The sequence below is a fragment of the Paenarthrobacter sp. Y-19 genome (assembly GCF_029223985.1).
GTDB lineage: Bacteria > Actinomycetota > Actinomycetes > Actinomycetales > Micrococcaceae > Arthrobacter > Arthrobacter nicotinovorans.
In genome coordinates this window covers 962,979-982,024 of sequence record NZ_CP119414.1, presented here as the reverse complement: position 1 = coordinate 982,024, position 19,046 = coordinate 962,979, and the positions used below count along the sequence as shown (strand labels likewise).

At 64.3% G+C, this 19,046-nt stretch carries 17 protein-coding genes; 9 read left to right on the top strand and 8 right to left on the bottom strand.

What is annotated here, in order from left to right:
- Positions 1–103: 103 nt before the first annotated feature.
- From ahcY to PYR64_RS04645, 3 genes are all read right to left on the bottom strand, one after another.
- Positions 104–1,582 carry an adenosylhomocysteinase gene (ahcY, locus tag PYR64_RS04655; RefSeq protein ID WP_039240331.1) on the bottom strand — a complete coding sequence of 493 codons (1,479 nt, stop codon included), beginning with the start codon at positions 1,580–1,582 and terminating at the stop codon, positions 104–106.
- Positions 1,583–1,627: 45 nt separating this feature from the next.
- Positions 1,628–1,846 carry a Trm112 family protein gene (locus tag PYR64_RS04650; protein WP_018777320.1) on the bottom strand — a complete coding sequence of 73 codons (219 nt, stop codon included), beginning with the start codon at positions 1,844–1,846 and terminating at the stop codon, positions 1,628–1,630.
- Between the two features lie 139 nt (positions 1,847–1,985).
- Positions 1,986–2,363: a DUF3499 domain-containing protein gene (locus PYR64_RS04645; protein WP_026267105.1), complete on the bottom strand. Its 378-nt coding sequence runs from the start codon at positions 2,361–2,363 to the stop codon at positions 1,986–1,988.
- A 141-nt stretch (positions 2,364–2,504) separates the two neighbouring features.
- Here PYR64_RS04645 and PYR64_RS04640 point away from each other — a divergent pair, with 141 nt between their 5' ends.
- Positions 2,505–3,023, top strand: a complete 519-nt coding sequence (locus PYR64_RS04640; RefSeq protein ID WP_275778642.1) for a metallopeptidase family protein — start codon at positions 2,505–2,507, stop codon at positions 3,021–3,023.
- A gap of 54 nt (positions 3,024–3,077) precedes the next feature.
- Here the strand turns inward: PYR64_RS04640 and PYR64_RS04635 are convergent, their stop codons facing one another.
- The 3 genes from PYR64_RS04635 to PYR64_RS04625 are packed head-to-tail and all read right to left on the bottom strand — an operon-like array spanning position 3,078 to position 8,756.
- Entirely contained in the window at positions 3,078–4,820 is a 1,743-nt protein-coding gene (locus tag PYR64_RS04635) for a DUF5719 family protein (protein ID WP_275778640.1), read from the bottom strand.
- Entirely contained in the window at positions 4,813–8,199 is a 3,387-nt protein-coding gene (locus PYR64_RS04630) for a glycosyltransferase family 2 protein (protein WP_275778638.1), read from the bottom strand. Before PYR64_RS04630 ends, PYR64_RS04635 begins: the two co-directional genes overlap by 8 nt.
- An 11-nt stretch (positions 8,200–8,210) precedes the next feature.
- Positions 8,211–8,756 (bottom strand): WhiB family transcriptional regulator, encoded by a 546-nt coding sequence (locus PYR64_RS04625; RefSeq protein WP_018777315.1) that lies wholly within the window; start codon positions 8,754–8,756, stop codon positions 8,211–8,213.
- Between the two features lie 374 nt (positions 8,757–9,130).
- On the opposite strand from PYR64_RS04625, the gene PYR64_RS04620 reads away from it, so the two are divergent.
- Entirely contained in the window at positions 9,131–9,826 is a 696-nt protein-coding gene (locus PYR64_RS04620; RefSeq protein WP_079581088.1) for a TIGR03089 family protein, read from the top strand.
- Positions 9,827–9,850: 24 nt separating this feature from the next.
- On the opposite strand, the gene PYR64_RS04615 is transcribed toward PYR64_RS04620, so the two are convergent.
- Positions 9,851–10,417, bottom strand: a complete 567-nt coding sequence (locus tag PYR64_RS04615; RefSeq protein ID WP_018777313.1) for a GtrA family protein — start codon at positions 10,415–10,417, stop codon at positions 9,851–9,853.
- A gap of 179 nt (positions 10,418–10,596) precedes the next feature.
- On the opposite strand from PYR64_RS04615, the gene PYR64_RS04610 reads away from it, so the two are divergent.
- From PYR64_RS04610 to PYR64_RS04590, 5 genes are read left to right on the top strand one after another with little or no spacing between them, the layout of a single operon-like run.
- The gene (locus PYR64_RS04610; protein ID WP_275778634.1) at positions 10,597–11,784 is read left to right on the top strand and encodes a 5-(carboxyamino)imidazole ribonucleotide synthase; all 1,188 of its coding nucleotides are present in this window, start codon (positions 10,597–10,599) and stop codon (positions 11,782–11,784) included.
- A complete protein-coding gene (purE, locus tag PYR64_RS04605; protein WP_018777311.1) occupies positions 11,781–12,344 on the top strand; it encodes a 5-(carboxyamino)imidazole ribonucleotide mutase in 564 nt (187 codons plus the stop codon). The genes PYR64_RS04610 and purE overlap by 4 nt, the downstream gene beginning before the upstream one ends.
- 11 nt (positions 12,345–12,355) lie before the next feature.
- The gene (locus PYR64_RS04600; protein ID WP_275778632.1) at positions 12,356–13,984 is read left to right on the top strand and encodes an LCP family protein; all 1,629 of its coding nucleotides are present in this window, start codon (positions 12,356–12,358) and stop codon (positions 13,982–13,984) included.
- 54 nt (positions 13,985–14,038) lie between these two features.
- Positions 14,039–15,289 carry a mannose-6-phosphate isomerase, class I gene (gene manA / locus PYR64_RS04595; RefSeq protein ID WP_275778631.1) on the top strand — a complete coding sequence of 417 codons (1,251 nt, stop codon included), beginning with the start codon at positions 14,039–14,041 and terminating at the stop codon, positions 15,287–15,289.
- 3 nt (positions 15,290–15,292) lie between these two features.
- Positions 15,293–16,228 (top strand): peptidoglycan bridge formation glycyltransferase FemA/FemB family protein, encoded by a 936-nt coding sequence (locus PYR64_RS04590; RefSeq protein ID WP_189075890.1) that lies wholly within the window; start codon positions 15,293–15,295, stop codon positions 16,226–16,228.
- 185 nt (positions 16,229–16,413) lie between these two features.
- Here the strand turns inward: PYR64_RS04590 and glpX are convergent, their stop codons facing one another.
- Complete coding sequence (gene glpX / locus PYR64_RS04585; RefSeq protein ID WP_018777307.1) at positions 16,414–17,436, bottom strand: class II fructose-bisphosphatase; 1,023 nt, start codon at positions 17,434–17,436, stop codon at positions 16,414–16,416.
- Between the two features lie 200 nt (positions 17,437–17,636).
- Here glpX and PYR64_RS04580 point away from each other — a divergent pair, with 200 nt between their 5' ends.
- Together PYR64_RS04580 and PYR64_RS04575 are read left to right on the top strand one after the other, a co-directional pair.
- Positions 17,637–18,311, top strand: a complete 675-nt coding sequence (locus tag PYR64_RS04580; RefSeq protein ID WP_018777306.1) for a DUF4245 domain-containing protein — start codon at positions 17,637–17,639, stop codon at positions 18,309–18,311.
- Between the two features lie 57 nt (positions 18,312–18,368).
- On the top strand, positions 18,369–18,983 hold the full coding sequence (locus PYR64_RS04575; protein WP_018777305.1) for a carbonic anhydrase: 615 nt from the start codon (positions 18,369–18,371) through the stop codon (positions 18,981–18,983).
- Positions 18,984–19,046 lie beyond the last annotated feature (63 nt).

The following is a 19,046-nucleotide window of genomic DNA, read 5'->3' as shown; positions in this document are numbered from 1 at the left end:
GTCCCCCGGCAAGCTATACCGAACACCCAATTCTAGCCGAAAGGCCGGCCACGCTGTTCGCGTGTCCGGCCTTTCGCCATCGAATGTTCTTTGCGGATGGCTGCTAGTAGCGGTAGTGCTCCGGCTTGTACGGACCCGCAACGTCCAGGTCCAGGTAGTCTGCCTGGTCCTTGCTCAGCTCGGTCAATTCCACTCCCAGGGCGTCCAGGTGCAGGCGCGCCACCTTCTCGTCCAGAATCTTCGGCAGAACGTAAACCTGCTTCTGGTACTCGCGCTCCCCGGCTGGCTGGTCCTTCTTGGTCCAGAGTTCGATCTGCGCGATCGTCTGGTTGGCGAACGAGTTGCTCATCACGAAGGACGGGTGGCCCGTGGCGTTGCCCAGGTTCAGCAGGCGGCCTTCGGACAGGACGATGATGGACCGCTCGGAGGCTGTCCCGGAGTCGAAGACCCACTCGTGGACCTGCGGCTTGATCTCGACCTTCTTGACGCCGGCAACCTTGGCAAGACCTGCGATGTCGATCTCGTTGTCGAAGTGGCCGATGTTGCCCACGATTGCTTTGTTCTTCATGCCAAGCATGTGCTCGGCCATGATGACGTCCTTGTTGCCGGTGGTCGTGATGAAGATGTCGCCCTGCGCCAGCACCGTCTCAAGCCTGGCCACCTGGTAGCCGTCCATTGCTGCCTGGAGGGCGCAGATGGGGTCGATCTCAGTAACGATGACCCGCGAACCCTGGCCACGCAACGCCTCGGCGGCGCCCTTGCCGACGTCGCCATAACCGCAGACGACGGCGACCTTGCCGCCCATCAGCACGTCCGTGGCCCTGTTGATGCCGTCCGGGAGCGAGTGGCGGATGCCGTACTTGTTGTCGAACTTGCTCTTGGTGACGGAGTCGTTGACGTTGATGGCCGGGAACAGCAGCTTGCCCTGCTCGGCGAGCTGGTACAGGCGGTGGACACCGGTGGTGGTTTCCTCGGTGACACCCTCGATGCGTGCTGCCAGGCGGGTCCACTTCTGCGGGTCGGCTGCGAGGGTCCTCCGGAGGAGGTTCAGGATGTGGACGTACTCTTCGGGATCGTCCTCGGTGGCGGCAGGAACTGCGCCGGCTGCCTCGAAGTCCACACCCTTGTGCAGCAGCAGTGTTGCGTCTCCGCCGTCGTCGAGAATCATGTTGGGACCCAGCTCGGGGTTGGTCTCAGCGCCGGGCCAGGTAAGGATCTGCTCGGCAGTCCACCAGTACTCTTCAAGGGTTTCGCCCTTCCAGGCGAAAACCGGAACACCCTGGGGATCTTCCGGGGTGCCCTTGCCCACAACGACGGCAGCCGCGGCTTCGTCCTGGGTGGAGAAGATGTTGCAGGAGGCCCAACGCACCTCTGCGCCCAACGCTGTGAGGGTCTCGATGAGAACGGCGGTCTGGACCGTCATGTGCAGCGAACCCGCGATCCGTGCACCCCTGAGCGGCTGCGAAGCACCGAACTCGGCCCGAAGCGACATGAGGCCGGGCATTTCGTGCTCGGCAAGGCGGATCTGGTGGCGGCCTGCCTCGGCGAGGGAAATATCAGCCACTTTGTAGTCGAAAGTCATGGAAGTCCTTAGGGGTACCGTGCGGGTGTTAAGAAAAGGGGGCTGCTAGGCCTTGGCATCATGCTGGCTGGAGCCGGCCGCGTTGGCCGCTGCCAGGAGTTCCGGCGGCAGGAGCAGCGGAATGCCGTCCTCGATCGAGTAGCGGAGCTTTTCGCCGTCCGCGGCGGCAGCTGTTGATACCAGCTCCTCGCCCTCCTGGACCAGCGGTGAACCCGTCACGGGGCAGCGCAGGATGGACAACAGTTCAGGACTGACCTTTGGCATGAATGATGCTCCCTGGGTGGCGCCGGCCTGGCGCCGCTGGCGGATTTATCTGCAGATTCCAGACTACCGCGCAAGATCGCAGGGTTTTGATCACGACGCCGCTTTGAGTCACGACGCCGGTGCAGTCACCTTCGGTGGCTTAGGACGGTTCGCGGAGGATCCGCAGGTGTCCCCGGCGGGTACCTTCGACGCTTGCGGGCGGCTCCATCTGCGTGTGGTTGTGGCGGGCCGGCGTTTCGGGTGCCGCGGAGGCAGCCTCACGGACGGCGTTGGCCAGAGCGAGCAGATCGTCGGGTCCGGGCTGCGGTGGCGTGCTGGGCATGGCCAGGCGCAGCACTTCCCAACCCCGGGGAACGGTGAGGCTCTCGGCGTGCTGCGTGCAGAGGTCGTAGGCGTGCGGTTCGGCGTACGTGGCTAGGGGACCCAGGACGGCCGTTGAATCGGCGTACACGTACGTCAAAGTGGCCACCGCAGACTGGCGGCAGGCTGATCTTGAACACTGACGAATAGCACCCACAACATCCCAGATTAGCGCCACTTGGCTCCCGTAGCGCGCATTGAGCGTCCGTGGCTGCCCGGGAGGGGCTGGTATCGGCAGCTCCGGCGCGGTGCGCACGATGATGTCGCGCTGGCGGTTCCTCAGGACTAAAGTCGATATATGCAGTCACAGCCACATGTTCCCGGGTTTACCGTCCGGTGGACTGACGCCGATGGCGATCAGACACAGGAACACGCCGTACCGAGCGTGCGGGGATTCCGGAAACGCCGCCGCAACCGTCATGGCAGGGGACTGCGTGGCGAGCTGATGCTGCCCAATCTTCCGGGTTTCCGGACGCGTTCCGAGCGTTTCGACGACATGGTGCTTGACTCCGCCGAACGCCTCCAGGACATGTGGGGCAAACAATTGGACGGCGTTCTCTTCGCCGTTGATGAGATCCCGCCGAACCTGGAACAGCTCGTTGCCACCGGCAACCCTGCACCCATGGGGTCCTACACTCCCGGCGGCCGTGGCGAACCGCCGATGATCACGGTCTACCGCCGGGTGGTGGAGCAGGGCTCCAACACCAGGGAAGAGTTGCAGGATCTCGTCCATGACGTCGTGGTGGAATACACCGCGGAAATGTTGGGCGTACCGCCGGAGACACTGGACCCGGTGTACCGGCGCCGGTACCAATAGGACGACGCCGGTCACCCGGCTGGCCGGTGAGGCCTGTAGCGGACCGAACCGCCGCTAGTAGCCGACGGAAACGGGAACCTTTTCAAGTCCCGCCGCAGCATCCTGGATCGCGACAACAGACACATCGTTGCGGCCCTGTTTTCCAAGGACCAGCGCGCCGTAGACGGGATCGCCGGATGCGGAAACAACGTATCCCGCTATGACCGCGTCCCCGGCCTTTGCAGGGAGTTCAATGACTGACGTGGTTCCACCGGCAAGGTCCATGTCAACAGCCTTGCCTACTTTGCCGTCGGCCGTGACCGGGGCGTAGCTGACGGTAGCGCGGCCTTCGGGCACCCCGAAGCTCAGGGAACGCAGGCCATCGCGGGGAACGGCCACCAGGTGCTGACTGCCAAGCCGGGCCGATGCTGGAGACCAGGCGAAATCGGTGGCCTCTTCGGCCTTTGAGCCGCGGGTGACCCTGGCCGATGCCACGAAGGAAACGTCCGAGCTGGCACGGATTGTGTAACTACCGGCCGGAACTCCATCGAGGCTCAGCGAGGCAACGGATGCACCCTTGACCGTCACCACTCCCCCGTTGGGAAGCTTTCGCTCGCCGTTCGCACCATACAACTTGACCTGGACCACGGCGTCCGTTGAGCCCGGAACAGCGATCTGGAGGGCCGGCACAGCGTCCGCGAATCCTGACTTGGCGGCGAGTGCCTTGATGCCTTCCGAGTCCTGGATGTCGACGCCGGACATCACCTGGAGGTTGGACGGTCCTTCGCCCGGTGAGAGGTATTCGACTCCCCCGGGAGCCAGCCCGCGCAGTACGCTCTGCTGGATGGTCCCGGCCACCGGACCGCCAGTGCTGCGCACGCGGATGCCCAGCTGGGATTGGCCCGGAGCGAGCCCGGCGAGGTTCACGGAGCGGGTGGTTCCCGGCGCCACCAGAAGCCCCCTGGCACCCGGAGCCTGAATCTGACCTTCGTACCCGTAGAGATCAAGGCTCACCGTGGCGGGCGTCTCTGATGAATTGCTGAGATTGAGGACAGCTGTGCGGCCGACAGCCGTGTTCGCGCCCAGCACCCACGCATCGTTGCTCGGCGGCTGGCATTGTGCGGAAGCGAGGCCACGGAGGTCGCCGTCGGTTGCCGAGTAACTGAGGTGGGCTGCCAAGGATGCTTGCTCGTTTCCGATGGGCCCGGCTTCCACCACCGTGGGCGAGGTTACCGGGCTTATGGAAGCCACGCCCGCAGCAAGCACAGGGGGACCCGCCGTCGGCGTAGGAGTGCTCGTGGGAGTCTTGGCGATTTCCGCGACGTTCCCGCCTCCAAGGGAAGTGACCTTGCTGCCGGGAACGGTGCCGGCCGGATTGCTCAGCACCACAGCGTTGAGCGCGCTGGTAGCCGTCGTCGACACGGGGCTGAAGTCAGCATCCGTGCCCACCACTGTCCCGTTGACCAGGCGGGCCGGTTCCGGGCAGACGCCCAAGGCCCTGCCGGCGGGAACATCCGCCTGCTGCACGTCGGTGCTCGTGCCGCCGGAGGGACCCGGAACCATCGAGCTGGCAGCCACAGCGCCTCCCCCGGCTGCCAGGATGACCACTGCCGACAGAACACCGGTGACCATGCCTTTGCTGGAGCTTCGGGACCCCCGCATGCTGCGGGAAGACTGTTCGCTGCGGGAAGACTGTTCGTTGCGGGAAGACTTTTCGCCGCGGCGAGACTTTCCTTTAAACGTTGGCTTGTCCTCGACCGGCGTTTCGCCGGCGGTCTGCGGTGCGTCGTCGGCGTTTTTCTTCTGCTCGTCAGACACTGCTGTACTCCTTACGGAGGGAGACTTCGTCCCTCGACATGCCGGTACGGGACCGGCGGGCAGGCATCGGGATCGCCAGCAGGACCGTCAAGGCGATCACTACGGCCTGCAGGATCCCGAGCCACAGGGCCCACGGGTTCGTGTAGCGGATCTCCAACTGTCCGCCACCGGCCGGCAGGTCGAACGCCTGTGACCACCCGGATGTTGTTGCCTGCAGCTGCTTACCGTCCAACGTGGCCGTCCAACCGGGATCGGATCGCTCAGCCACGACCACTTTCCTGCCCTCATCACCGGATGGGACGCTGGCGTTGACGTTCACATCCTCCGAAGGCAAGGTGCCCACAGTGCTTCCTTGGGCGTCGATGATACGGACACGATGCGCCGTTTCTGCGGCGCCCGCCGAGGGCTGGTTCCGCGGAGTTACGCGCCACAACCACCCGGCGTCGGTCTGGCCGACAGCCACCAACCCTGGGACGGCGTCGATTCTGCTTGCCGTCAGTTGGGCAGCATTGTCCGCGGCCTTGAGGACCACGAAACCGGCACCGAGTTGCTCGAGGTCGGGACGCGGGTCAACGCCGGTGCTCGCCACGATAGTGGCCACTGCCCGCCGCAAAGACGCTGTAGCGGCGTCATCGCTCGTGATTTCCTCGCGTCCGGGAGCGCCAATGATGGTCCTCGCCGAGGCGATGGTGGACAAGCTGTCCAGGGTTGTTCCGGCCCCTCGCATGAGCGAGGAGGTAAACGCACCTTGCTCGCCGCTGGTGATCACCAATGTCCGCGTCCGCTCGGGTCCCTGGCCGCGGTCGACGGCGGTAGCAGGCAGCGTGCCTGATTCCATCGGCCGGACCTGACGCGGGCTACCCAATGACGAGGCCGCTTGCCGGGCTGCCGGGGCAGCCGGTGAATCCGTCGACGTCGAGGGCTGCAGGACGTTCTGCGCAGCCCAGGCACCCATTCCGGCCACAGGCCCGGCAACGAGGAGAGCAACCACCACACCGGACGCGACGCGACGCACCTGGAACTTCCGGCGGGCAGGATCGGATGTCCGCCGGCTCGCCGAAAAGAGCTTCTCCGCTCCGAGCAGGGCAGCACCGAGCAGCAACATGCCTGATGCTGAAACCGCCGGACCGGTAAACGGCCCGACAATGACGTTGTTGTTGACGCCGGTGGCTACATGCCCCACCAACCAGGCGCTGGCCAAGGTGGCCAGCGCAGCCAACCAGAACACCCTGGCCAATGCTGTGCGTTTGCCGGGGAGGAACAGCGAGGCCACCGCAAGCAGCAACACCGGAGCACCAATCAGCAAAGCCAGGATCAAAGCCCACGGAACAGCACCGGGACCGAACACCGACAGTCCTGTCAGGCCGCCGTCGATACTGAAAGCCAGCGGTTGGCCAAGAAGCTGCTGCCACAAGGGAGCCGCATCAAAAGCAAGGGGAAGTCCAGGATCAGCCAGCAGGGACCGGGGCCTGTCGAGGACTGAAATGCCGTACGGAAGGAACAACGCAAGAGTCGGCAGCAACGACCACCACATGGTTTTGCCGCGCTGTCCCAGAAGTACGGCAGCGAGGATCACTGCAACGGCAATGGGGCCTAGCAACGATGGTGCTGAGGCGGTGACGACGGCCATCACCAGGCCGGCGGCCGCTGCAGCCGTCCAGGAGGGTGTCCCGTTGATGCCGGGCTTACCGCGAAGAGGGGCCGGGAACCGGCCCGCAACGGCTGACGCGCTTCGCTGCGCGCCCGCCGTGCTTGATTGTGCCGTGCTCGTTTGACCGATGGCAGATCCGGACGCCCGCACCAAGGCCAGGAGCAGCAACGGCATCATGATGTGCGCCACGAGGGCACCGACGCGGCCTTCGTTGATGGCGATCAGGAGACTCGGCGCACCGGCCACCAGCAGGGCTGCCACGGTCCGGAACCGGCGCTTGGTGGTCAAGGCACCCGATGCGAACCACGCTCCGACAGCGGACAAAGGCATGGCCAGGACGAGGAGCCACGCCATGGATGCATTCGCATCCCCGCCACCGAGGAGCGACAGCACCCATAAGACGTAGCCAAACGGATCACCGTGGCCCGGAAGTCCGGCGCCCAGGGAAATCCACCACGTGGAGGCGTTGGCCCAGATCCCGGCCGGTGTCGCGGAAAGCGGGAGAAGCCCACCACCGGTGATCGCGCCGGAACGGAGCAGACCCAGCAAACCCACGAGGGCCGCTGCCAGGGCAACGCATGCGGCGGCAACAGCACCCGTTCCCACCCAACCACGTTCGTTCGTGGCCAGGGCGGCGAAGTCGTCGGCGGCGTCGCCACTTGGTTCGGGAGCCAGCAGGTCGCTCACGGGCGCGGCGTCATCGGCAGGCCGGATGGCTTCCAGCAAGGACCGCCGGTTGGCCCGGACCTCGCGTGTTGGTGTCTGGAGGCCCCGGACGACGGAACGATGGACCCGTCGCGTTTTCGCAGCTGTGCGGCGCCCCCTCGCGATTGCGACAGGACGCATCAAAGCGGCAAGGGTGGCAGTGAACTGGGAGAAGCCATAGCCTGGCTCCTTCACCAGGATGCTCAACACCAGGCGGACAACCGCGCCAAAAAGTGCTCCCAAAGCCTGGAAGGGAACGTTCCACCAGGGCGTGTGCTTCAGGCGTAGGTGGATCTGGGCCTTGCGCGCTGCCGAGGACGTTCCCAGGCCATGGGGACGGTGCTCAACGTGGAACATCCGGGCGCTGGGCACAACCACCACGCGGTTCCCGGCGAGCCAGTTCCGCCAGCAAAAATCGACGTCGTCGCCGCTGCCGGGCAGCGCGGGGTCGAACCCGTCCAACTGTTCCCAGACATCGCGTCGGATCAGCATGCCCGCCGAATTGACCGCGAATGTGTCGGAGCGGGCGTCGTACTGCCCTTGGTCGACTTCGTCGGCGTCAATCAGGGTGAGTCGCTCAGCCCAGCGGCTCGTTGAGAGGCCCACATCCACCAAGTGCCGGTCGTTGTCCCAGCCGAGCTGCTTGCAACCAGCGACGGTTACCGACGGCGCGCGCTCAACGGCATGGAGCAGCTCCGCCAACGCGTCAGGCGCGGGCGCCGCATCATCATGCAGGAGCCAGATCCACTCCACGGTCCGGCTGTCACCGGTCGCAGCAGCGGCGGGAGCGAGCTCCTGCAACCCCGCACGGACAGCCGCGCCAAAGCCTGACTTGGCTTGGTGGAAGGTGGTGGCATTGCCTTGGCCAAAGGCCTCCCGGAGCAGGTCCAGGGAGTTGTCCGTGGAACCTGTATCAACGCCAATGGCGGCATCTGCCGAACGCGTCTGGTCCGACAATGCCGCCAATGTCCTGGGCAGATAGTTGCCGCCGTCGTGGGAAACCACGACGGCGGTAACGTGCACTTCCTTGAGAATTAGACCGCTCGCTTCCTTAGCCGACGGCGCTCCCGCTCGGAAAGCCCGCCCCAAATACCGAACCGCTCGTCATTGGCGAGGGCATACTCCAAGCACTGCGAGCGAACGTTGCACGCTCCGCACACTTTCTTGGCATCCCGGGTCGATCCGCCCTTTTCAGGGAAAAACGCTTCAGGATCGGTCTGCGCGCACAGCGCGTCCGTCTGCCAGCCAAGTTCACCTTCGTCATCGAAATCCCCTTGGCCGGGGAGACCGATCCACACAGGCTGTCCGGGCGTCTCAAGCGGACGGCGCAGCTCCATGGGAGGATCGTCGAGGTCTTCTTCCGGACCAGCCGGCAGGTCGCCAATCAACGCCTCATGTGCTGCGAGGAGGGCTGTCGCCTGATCCTCCAAAGACTGCTGCACATTCTGGTTGTATCGGTCTGCCGCTTCCGGATCCGCAGGATCTACGTACCAGTCTCCCGGCACCTCCCGCGAACGGTATTTCACCGACGCATGTTCTGCGACGACTGCATCTTCCTGGATACGCAACGCTTGCCCCATGGCGTCCCTCCTGAGTTTGCAGCTGCTGCTTGGATGTGTTTCCGATTCCCGGTGTCCCGGTTGTCTGCGCAGCGGCGTTGATTACTAATTACACGCGTGTAACTACCCGCCAGTCAAGCCGCGCCGGGATAATAATCAAGAAGCTGTGGAAAAGTGGGATGCGCCACGCCCAACATCCAGGCCGCGGCTTCCGCGGATTGCCGCGGGAAATGGAAGCACAGGATCGGTTGAGGTTAACTTTCGTTGAATTTCCGCGGAAATAGCAGCGGCCCCCTCCCGAAGCCCAGCGAATGGACAAACTTTGATGTGTCGCAATTCACATCCAAGGGGTTGCTGCCCGGAGTGGCGCGGGACCTGCGTGGCAAGATTGATCCATGAGCATTCCGGCAGTGAACTTGATGACCGCCCTGAGGTCCGGGCATTCCACCTCGCCCAGGCTCACCTGGTACGGCCCCGGCTCCGAGCGTGTTGAACTCTCCGGACGGGTCTTCGACAACTGGGTGGCCAAGACTGGCAACCTGCTGCAGGACGAGCTAGATGCCGAGCCCGGAATGGCCGTCCGGCTGGACCTCCCCGCGCACTGGAAGTCCTTTGTGTGGGCCCTTGCCGCCTGGCAGTTGGGCATGGAAGTGGTGCTTGATGGAACCTCGGCGGAGCTGCTGGTAACCGACAAGCCCGACGACGGCGCCGGGGCGGGCTTCGACGCGGTCGTCGCCGTGCCGCTCGCAGCGCTTGCGATGCGCTGGCCGGGCGAGCTGCCGTCCGGCGTCGTGGATTACGCGGCGGAAGTCCGCTCCCATGGCGACGTGTTCATGGCGCATGACGAACCCGGGGCGGAAAACTCCGCGGTACGTGGCACGGCCGGATACGCACACTCGGATCTCCTCGAGGGATTCGCGGCTGCGCAGGAACCGGGTGTCCGCCTCCTGGTCCGCGCCGGCGATGGCTTGGAGTCAGGCCTCTCGGCCGCCCTGGGAGCATGGAAAGAAGACGGCTCCGTAGTGCTGGTGCACGAAGATGTCGAGGTCACCGCGCACCTTCTGGACAACGAGCGCGTCAGCCGGCCTTAGCGTTTGTGCCGGCCTTAGCGTTTATCAGGGTTTCTTGACCGAAGGAAACTCGCCGGTCGACGGGTTGCCGGCGCCGGCTTCCGCCCCCGCCTTGGCCTTGGGATGCATGTCCAGAAGTTCGTGGTCGTGCGAGAACTCGGGTTCCTGGTCGAGTTCCTTGTTGAAGACCAGGAAGCGGTAGGCAAAGAAGCGGACTACTGTCGCCACCAGGATGCCGACCACGCCGGCCGCGAAAAGCATGTTCTTGTCAGTGATGTTCAACCAGTAGTTGGCAATGAACGTGAAGCCGGTGGAGATACCGATGCCGATACCGTTGATGATGACGAACATCACGAACTCGCGCACAACGTTGTCCTGCCGGCGGTGCCGGAAGGTCCAGAACCGGTTGGCAATCCACGAGAAGATCGTCGCCACCACGGCACCGACAAAACGTGCCTTGGACGGGCTGTCGGTCATGGGGCCATGCATCAGGTAGTACGTAAGGCCGTTGTCGATAACGAACGCAACACCACCAACAGCGCCGAACTTGGCTACTTCGCGCCAAAAAAGCGAAGCAAGTCCGCGGATGCGATCTGCGAGTGTGGTGATCATGACCCTCCATGGCCGTTGAAAGTGGGCCGATGGGCCTCGACCATTTTAGCGCCGATTTCCAAGCGCTGCCCGGGAGTACGCTGTGAGAACGCCAATACAGTGGCCGGAACTGACGATAAATGGCGCCAAAAGGGCGGCAGAATCAGTGATCCCCCTGCCGGTTCGGTAGGCTGAACCTTGTGACTTTTCCAGTAATTGGCGTTGTTGGCGGCGGCCAACTCGCACGAATGATGGCTCCGCCCGCTACCGCACTGGGCTTTGAACTCCGCGTTTTGGCCGAAGGCGAGGACGTTTCGGCTGTGGCTGCCGTAGCCACGGCCCCCATTGGCGACTACAAGGACCTCGAGGCCCTCCTTGAGTTCTCAAAAGGCCTGGACGTACTGACGTTCGATCACGAACACGTCCCCACCGGGCACCTGAGGGCGCTGTTGGACGCAGGCGTCAATGTCCAGCCCGGCCCCGATGCCCTGGTCAACGCCCAGGACAAGCTCGTGATGCGGGCCGCCATTGACCGTCTGGGCCTGCCCAACCCCGAATGGTCTGCCGTGCACACGGTTGACGAACTGGTCGCCTTCGGTGAAAGGATCGGCTGGCCCGTAGTGCTGAAGACACCTCGTGGCGGCTACGACGGCAAGGGCGTCAGAATTGTCGACTCCGCCCAGGAGGCCCTGGAGACCAACGATTGGTTCCAGGCCATGAGCCCCCTGCTGGCCGAAGCGAAGGTGGAGTTCAGCCGTGAACTCTCAGCCCTGGTGGCGCGCACGCCCAGCGGCGAGTCCCGGGCCTGGCCGGTGGTCCACACCATCCAGGTGGACGGAGTCTGCGACGAAGTCATCGCCCCGGCACAGAACATTCCCGTGGAAGTAGCTGCCGCTGCCGAGGAAGCTGCGCTCCGCATCGCCAATGAGCTCGGCGTCACAGGCGTGATGGCGGCAGAGTTGTTCGAAACTCCCGGCGTCGGCGCGGGCTTCCTGATCAATGAACTTGCCATGCGTCCGCACAACACCGGCCACTGGACCCAGGATGGTTCCATCACCAGCCAGTTCGAACAGCACCTGCGTGCAGTTCTGGACCTGCCGCTGGGCGCCACCGATGCGCTCGCTCCGGTAGTGGTGATGAAAAACTTCCTCGGGGGCGAAAACCAGGACCTCTTCAAGGCCTTCCCCCAGGCGCTGGCCTATGAGCCCGCGGCCAAGGTGCATTCCTACGGCAAGTCCGTCCGCCCCGGCCGCAAGATCGGTCACGTCAACCTCGTGGGCACCTCTGCCTCCGACGTCGACTCGGTGCGCCAGCGCGCGACCACCGTGGCCAACATCATCCGCGACGGCCGCAAGCCTGAGCAGCCCACTCTGGAGGAGACCGTATGACGACAACACCGCAGGCCCCGCTGGTAGGACTCGTCATGGGCTCGGACTCCGACTGGCCCGTCATGGAGGCCGCGGCCGATGCCCTGGCCGAGTTCGGCATACCTTTTGAAGCGGACGTCGTTTCGGCCCACCGTATGCCCACGGAAATGATCAGCTACGGACAGAACGCCCACCAGCGCGGTCTCCGCGTCATCATTGCCGGAGCCGGCGGCGCGGCCCACCTTCCGGGCATGCTGGCCTCGGTGACCCCCCTTCCGGTAATCGGCGTTCCGGTTCCGCTCAAGACACTGGACGGCATGGACTCCCTGCTGTCGATCGTGCAGATGCCGGCCGGCGTCCCCGTCGCCACGGTGTCGATTGCAGGGGCCCGCAACGCCGGCCTCCTGGCCGTGCGGATGCTGGCCTCCGGTACTGATGAACTTGCCGCCAAGCTTCGTGGCGACCTCCTGGCTTTCGCCCAGGAACTCAACGATGTGGCCACCAAAAAAGGGGAGAACCTTCGCCACAAGGTTGAGGAAGTCTTCTCCCCTGCCAACCCGTCAGCCCGGAGCCCCCGCTAGGAAGGCAGCGGATGACTACCATGCACAAGAACACGAATCAGCCCGGTTCCGCCCTGACTGATCCTGTCCGCTATCCATCCGGCGCCAGTGCGCCGGTGCGGACCAAACGCGCCTTCGTGCTGGTCCTCCTCACGCTCCTGGTCCCCGGCAGCGCACAAATCGTTGCGGGCGACCGCAAACTTGGCCGCATCGCGCTGCGCGTCACGCTCACGGTGTGGGCGCTGGCGCTGATAACCATCGTCATCGCAGTCACCAACCGGACCATGCTGCTGAGCATTGTCACCCACCCCGTGGGGTCGCTGTTCATTATCGTGGTCCTCGTGGCGCTGGCCCTGGGATGGGCCTACCTGTTCCTCAACACCCTGCGGATCATCAGGCCGACACTCCTGGCACCCGGCATGCGTCCCATCATTGCCGTCGTGGTGGCCATCACCACCGTGCTGGCGAGCGGATCGCTGGGCTACATTGCCTATGTCCTGAACGTCAGCCGCAACGCAATCGGCAGTATTTTCGAGGCCGGTCCCGCGATCGATCCCGTGGACGGGCGTTACAACTTCCTGATGATGGGTGGCGACGCCGGCGACGACAGGACGGGACGCCGTCCCGATAGCCTGTCCGTGATCAGCGTCGATGCGAAAACGGGCGAAAGCGCCATCATTTCGGTCCCCCGCAACCTCCAGAACGCACAGTTCAGCGAGAGTTCGCCCATGCGGAAGATCTACCCCGAGGGCTACAACTGCGGCGACGAGTGCCTCATCAACGCCGTCAACACCGAGGTCACCAACAAGTACCAGGACCTGTATCCGGGCGTTCAGGACCCGGGCGCACAGGCAACCCTGGAAGCTGTGTCCGGCACCCTCGGAATCACGGTCCAGGCCTATGTCCTGGTGGACATGGACGGGTTCGCCAAACTCATCGACGCCATGGGCGGCATCCGCATCAAGGCCGGCGGTTGGGTACCCATCAGCGGCCCCGTCACCGATGAGGCCAACGGAATCCACGGCATGCCCGACGGCTGGATCCCTGCCGGAGACCAGCATCTGGACGGCTTCCACGCCCTCTGGTACGGCCGCTCCCGCGAATTCGTGGACGACTACGCACGCATTGCACGCCAGCAATGCGTGCAGCAGGCCATGCTCAAGCAGCTGGACCCCGCCACTCTCCTGACCAAGTTCGAGGACATCGCCAATGCCGGGACCAAGGTGGTCGATTCCAACATCTCGTCCAACCAGCTGGGCAGCTTTGTGGACCTCGCCTTGAAGTCCAAGAACCAGCCCGTCAAACGGCTCACCATCGGGCCACCGGACTTCGACGCATCCTTCTCCACGGTGCCTGACTTTGACCTGATCCACTCCAAGGTCCAGGAAGTCCTCGCCTCCTCGTCCAACAGCCCCAAGGCAAGTGACGCCGTCGTGACCCATGACCGTCCGGGCGCCGGGCCCGTCATGGCCGCCGGTCCGGTTACTGGCCTGCTGCCCGCAAGCCAACTGCCTTCACCCTCTGCGGACTTCACTCCGGTGACCACAACCCCCGACGGCACGCCGATCACCATTGAGTTGTTGAACGGTCTCAAAGCCCAGGGCGATGAGCAAGGCATCCGCGACCTCGTGGCCACCAACGGCCAGTGCGCACCACTGTAAATTCCCCCTTTGAGCTCCATCCCACGTCCAGCGCAACGATAAGGACTTTCTTTCGTGTACCAGATTGAGAATGTTTTGCGGCCCTATGCGTGGGGTTCGACGACGGCCATCGCCGGACTGCTGGGCCGGCAGGCCTCGGGCGGCCCGGAGGCTGAAATGTGGATCGGGGCCCACCCGGACTCCCCTTCGACGGCCATCCACCCCAACGGTGTCACCCAGCCCCTGGACGCCTTGATCGCCTCGGATCCGCAGCGCTTCCTTGGCTCCGAAAGCCTCGCTGGATTTGGTCCCCGTCTGCCCTTCCTCACCAAGCTCCTGGCGGCCGAAAAGCCGCTTTCCCTCCAGGTCCATCCGAGCCTGGAGCAGGCCCGTGAAGGATTTGCCCGCGAGAACGCCGCCGGGATCGCCCCCTACGCCGCTGAACGCAACTACCGCGATGACAACCACAAGCCGGAAATGATCTTCGCCCTCACGCCCTTCAAGGCGTTGTGCGGCTTCCGCTCCCCTGCTGACTCCCGCGGCATCTTTGAACACCTGGCGCACGTCCTTGACTCCGCCGCCATCGACGTTCCCGCCGTTATCGCCGACGTCGTCACCGACCTTGCGCAAGCTGATGCTTCCGCTGCGCTGAAGGCTGCCTTCAGCCGGCTCATCCAGGGCGGCAGTGACGTCTCCGATGCCATTAACGAGGTAGTCGCGGTACTTTCTGCCGGGGCACCGCTGGAGCCGCACCGGGAAGCGCTGACCGCAATGCTGGACATCAATGAAGCCTTCCCCGGCGACCCCGGCGTCCTCATCTCCCTGCTCCTGAACCATTTGTCCCTCGAACCCGGTGAAGTGGTCTACCTCCCTGCGGGGAACATCCACGCCTATCTGCACGGCCTGGGCGTCGAGGTCATGGCGTCCTCGGACAATGTCCTTCGCGGTGGGCTCACGCCCAAGCACGTGGACGTTCCGGAACTGTTGAAGACCGTACGTTTCGAATCCCTCGGGGTTCCACGCGTCGAGGCCAGCGGGACGGAGTTCGGACAGGAGCTGTACCGCCCGCCGTTCAAGGAGTTCCAGCTCCAGCGCATCGAGCTCGGCCCTGACGCAGCACCGGTGCCGCTGGCGCAGACCGGGCCCGCCGTCGTCGTGGTTGTTTCCGGCGCCGTGCTTCTCGACTCGCCCAAGAGCGACCTCCAGCTTGGACGTGGCGCTGCAGCGTTCATCCCCGACGTCGAAGCCCCGGTCAACGTCCACCCGGTCCAGGGCGCGACGGACACCAGCATTGCCTTCGCAGTCACGACAGGCTTGGGGAACTGAACCGTGGAATTCTTCCTCCAGACGCCCGCATGGGCGGCAGTCCAGCGTTCCCTGGGGCGCCGCGTCCACGAAAAATCCGGCCCCGGATGGAGTTTCCTCGCAATTGAGGAGAAGAACCCCGCCGGCAAAGTCATCTATGCCCCCTATGGGCCGGTGGCTGATTCCGTCGAAGCATTCGACGCCGCCACGGCGGCTTTGGTGGCGCTGGCCAAGGCGGAGCACGCCGTCTTCGTCCGGATGGAACCTGCTGCGGCAGGTTTTACCGCGTCCGACGCCGGTCCCCTGCTCCGCGCGCGGGGCTTACGGCCCGCGCCGGTCAACCAGCAGCCGGAACTCAGCTGGATTGTGGATCTGGACGGGGATTTCAAGGACGTCCTCGCGGGCATGAAGCCAACAAACCGGAACTTGTACCGGAACATCCACAAAAAGGGAGTGACGTTCCGGACCTCCCAGGACCCGGCGGACATCTCCATCCTGCTGCACTTCCTCCACCTGACGGCGGCGCGGAATGGCTTCAAGCCGCAGAGCGATGAATACCTGACCCAGGTGGCGGCGTCATTGCTGCCTGCAGGGGCCGGAACCTTGTTCATCGCCGAACTGGAAGGTGAGCCCATCGCGGCCGCCTTCGCCTACGATTCGGCAGATACCCGGGTCTACGCGCACGCGGCACTCGATGACACGCACCGCAAGCTCAGCGCAGGCATCCCCCTCCTGGTAACCCTCATGGCAGACGCCAAGGAAAAGGGCCTCAAGCACGTGGACCTCTGGGGCGTCGCACCCGAGGACCAGCCGGACCACAAGTGGGCGGGCTTCACGGCGTTCAAGAAATCCTTCGGAGGCCGCGAAGTCTCCTACCCCGGCACCTGGGACCTCCCGGTCAACAAACTCCGCTACGGCGCCTACCAGCTGGCCAGGAAGCTCCGCGACAAACTCCGCTAAGCCTTTCCCGCGCCCGACCTACCCCTACCCAAAAATCGCGCGAAGCCGGAAGCCCCGGCACCAACGCATCCAAACAGCGAAAAGCGCCCAATCGCGGGAGCGGCATCAAATCGACGAGGTACGAGGAGATAGCCGCAGAGCGATGGGGCGCTTTTCGCGTCAAAGACGCGACTGCAGTGGAGGGATTACGCCTTGCGCGCGTACGTCTCCCACTTGGATGCGTGGTGCTCAGCATCAACGAAGCGGACGGTGCCGGACTTCGAGCGCATCACGATGGACTGGGTCAGGACGCGGTCCTTCTGGTAGCGGACGCCGTGCAGGAGGTCACCGTCGGTGATGCCGGTGGCTGCGAAGTAGCAGTTGTCCGAGGTGACGAGGTCGTTGGTGGACAGGACGCGGTCGAGGTCGTGTCCGGCGTCGATGGCCTTCTGCTTCTCGTCGTCCGACGTCGGCCAGAGGCGGCCCTGGATGACGCCGCCGAGGGACTTGATGGCGCAGGCCGCAACGATGCCTTCCGGGGTGCCGCCGATGCCCATGAGGGCGTCGACGCCGGTGCCGGTACGGGCTGCTGCGATGGCGCCTGCGACGTCGCCATCCATGATGAACTTGGTGCGCGCGCCGGCTTCGCGGATCTCTTCAACCAGCGGGCGGTGGCGGTCACGGTCAAGGATCATGACATTGAGCTGGTTGACCTTGACGCCCTTGGCCTTGGCGATGAGGTGCAGGTTCTGCTTGACGGGCAGGCGCAGATCCACCATGTCGGCGGCCTCGGGACCCGTGACGAGCTTCTCCATGTAGAAGACGGCGGAGGGGTCGAACATGGAGCCGCGCTCAGCGACTGCCAGCACTGCGAGGGCGTTGTTGATGCCCAGGGCGGTGAGGCGGGTTCCGTCGATGGGATCGACGGCGACGTCGCACTCGGGACCGGTGCCGTCACCAACCTGCTCGCCGTTGAACAGCATGGGGGCTTCGTCTTTTTCGCCTTCACCAATCACCACGACGCCGTTGAAGTGGACGGTGTGAAGGAACGAACGCATGGCGTCGACGGCGGCACCGTCGGCTTTGTTCTTGTCGCCGAAACCTACCCAGTGGCCGCCGGCAATTGCCGCGGCTTCGGTGACGCGGACGAGTTCAAGCGCAAGGTTGCGGTCGGGTTCGTCGATGCCGACGGCGAGCGACGGCGAAATCGTGGAATACTGCTGGGTCATTGGTGCAGGAGACACTTGAACCTCTTCTTCGAGTGACGATTCACGGGACCGGACATGGTTGCGCGGGGCAACCCGGGGTTCCTCTACCAACGATCATAGTCGCCACGTCCACTCCGGGTGGTTGAATGACCACCGGCCGCAATACCGGCGGTGAGGTTGCCCGATGTGTGTTCCCTGCCCCGATAAGGGATCATGGAAGGGTGAGTGAAACGCAGGACAAGCCCGCTGCCGGCAACCAACCGGATGCTGCCGCGGCTGAGCCAACCAGTGCCCCGGATGCCCCCTTCAAGCCCGTCATCGCGGCGAAAGCTGCCAAACGGGCCAACGCGTCCGTGATTGGCATGGTCATTGCCCTTTTGGTCTGCGTGCTGGCTTTCCTCCCCATCGTCCTGATGAATCCGGCTCCGAAGGGCGACGGCTTCAGGCCTCCCATCGATGTCTCCTCCATCGCCAGGAACGCCGAAGGTGTGGCGGGATTCACACCTGTCACTCCCGATACCGGCGACACATTTACCCCGAATTACGCGCGGTGGGAATCGGGCAGCGGGACAGGCGTGCCCACTTGGGAGGTCGGTTTCCTGACTCCCAAGGAAGCTTTCATCGGCCTCACCCAGACCAATAAGGCCAATCCCACCTGGGTATTGCAGCAGACGGGCAACCTCCCGGTCACCGGCACGCGCAACGCCGGCGGGCAGGAGTGGGAACTGCGCGATTCGGGCAAGGAAAAGCGCAGCATGGTCCTGGACTACAAGGGCACCACCATCATCCTGAGCGGCACGGCAAGCCTCGAGGAATTCGCGACGTTGGCCACCGCCGTCGTCAAGTCAGCGGACCAGGGCACCGCACCTTCGGCCTCAGCTGCCCCGTCCGCCTGACCGATTGGCGCGCAACAGTTTCACTGACTGCTGCCTCTGCGTCGTAAAGTAAGGTTCGTGCCTACTTACCTGACTCCAGCCCTGGCGTGGCGCCGTCTCCGCGAGGGCAACGAACGCTTTGTCTCCGGCGAATCCCTGCACCCCAACCAGGATGCCGCCCGTCGCTCGTCCCTCATCGAGGACCAAAACCCCTTCGCCGTCATCTTCGGTTGTTCCGATTCCCGGCTCGCTGCAGAGATCATTTTCGACCTCGGCCTTGGTGATGCTTTTGTTGTGCGGACTGCCGGCCAGGTGATTGACGATGCCGTCCTCGGTTCCCTGGAATACAGCATCAGCCAACTCCGGGTTCCCTTGATCGTCATCCTCGGCCACGACAGCTGTGGTGCGGTGAAGGCCACCAAGGCAGCTGTCGAGACCGGTGAGATGCCTGCGGGCTTCATCCGGGACCTCGTCGAACGCATCACCCCCTCCGTCCTGACTGCCAAGCGCAACGAGCAGGAAGACGTCAACGACATGGTGGTGGAGCACGTGAAGCAGACCGCCGCACGCCTGGCCGACAGCTCCCGTGTGATTTCCGACGCCATCGACGACGGCCGCGTCGCCGTCATCGGCCTGTCGTACAAGCTCGATGAGGGCCGCGCGGCCCTCGTTTCCGGGATCGGCAAGCTCTAAGGGGACGTGCTCCGGCGGCAACGCCGGAGCACGTAGCACTCTCCTCCGGGTTTTCTGTGAGGC

Excerpts from the sequence above, each read along its gene's own strand:
- ahcY (WP_039240331.1), bottom strand. The coding sequence starts at position 1,582 with ATGACTTTCGACTACAAAGTGGCTGATATTTCCCTCGCCGAGGCAGGC.
- PYR64_RS04650 (WP_018777320.1), bottom strand. The coding sequence starts at position 1,846 with ATGCCAAAGGTCAGTCCTGAACTGTTGTCCATCCTGCGCTGCCCCGTG.
- PYR64_RS04640 (WP_275778642.1), top strand. The coding sequence starts at position 2,505 with ATGCAGTCACAGCCACATGTTCCCGGGTTTACCGTCCGGTGGACTGAC.
- PYR64_RS04625 (WP_018777315.1), bottom strand. The coding sequence starts at position 8,756 with ATGGGGCAAGCGTTGCGTATCCAGGAAGATGCAGTCGTCGCAGAACAT.
- PYR64_RS04620 (WP_079581088.1), top strand. The coding sequence starts at position 9,131 with ATGAGCATTCCGGCAGTGAACTTGATGACCGCCCTGAGGTCCGGGCAT.
- PYR64_RS04615 (WP_018777313.1), bottom strand. The coding sequence starts at position 10,417 with ATGATCACCACACTCGCAGATCGCATCCGCGGACTTGCTTCGCTTTTT.
- purE (WP_018777311.1), top strand. The coding sequence starts at position 11,781 with ATGACGACAACACCGCAGGCCCCGCTGGTAGGACTCGTCATGGGCTCG.
- PYR64_RS04600 (WP_275778632.1), top strand. The coding sequence starts at position 12,356 with ATGACTACCATGCACAAGAACACGAATCAGCCCGGTTCCGCCCTGACT.
- glpX (WP_018777307.1), bottom strand. The coding sequence starts at position 17,436 with ATGACCCAGCAGTATTCCACGATTTCGCCGTCGCTCGCCGTCGGCATC.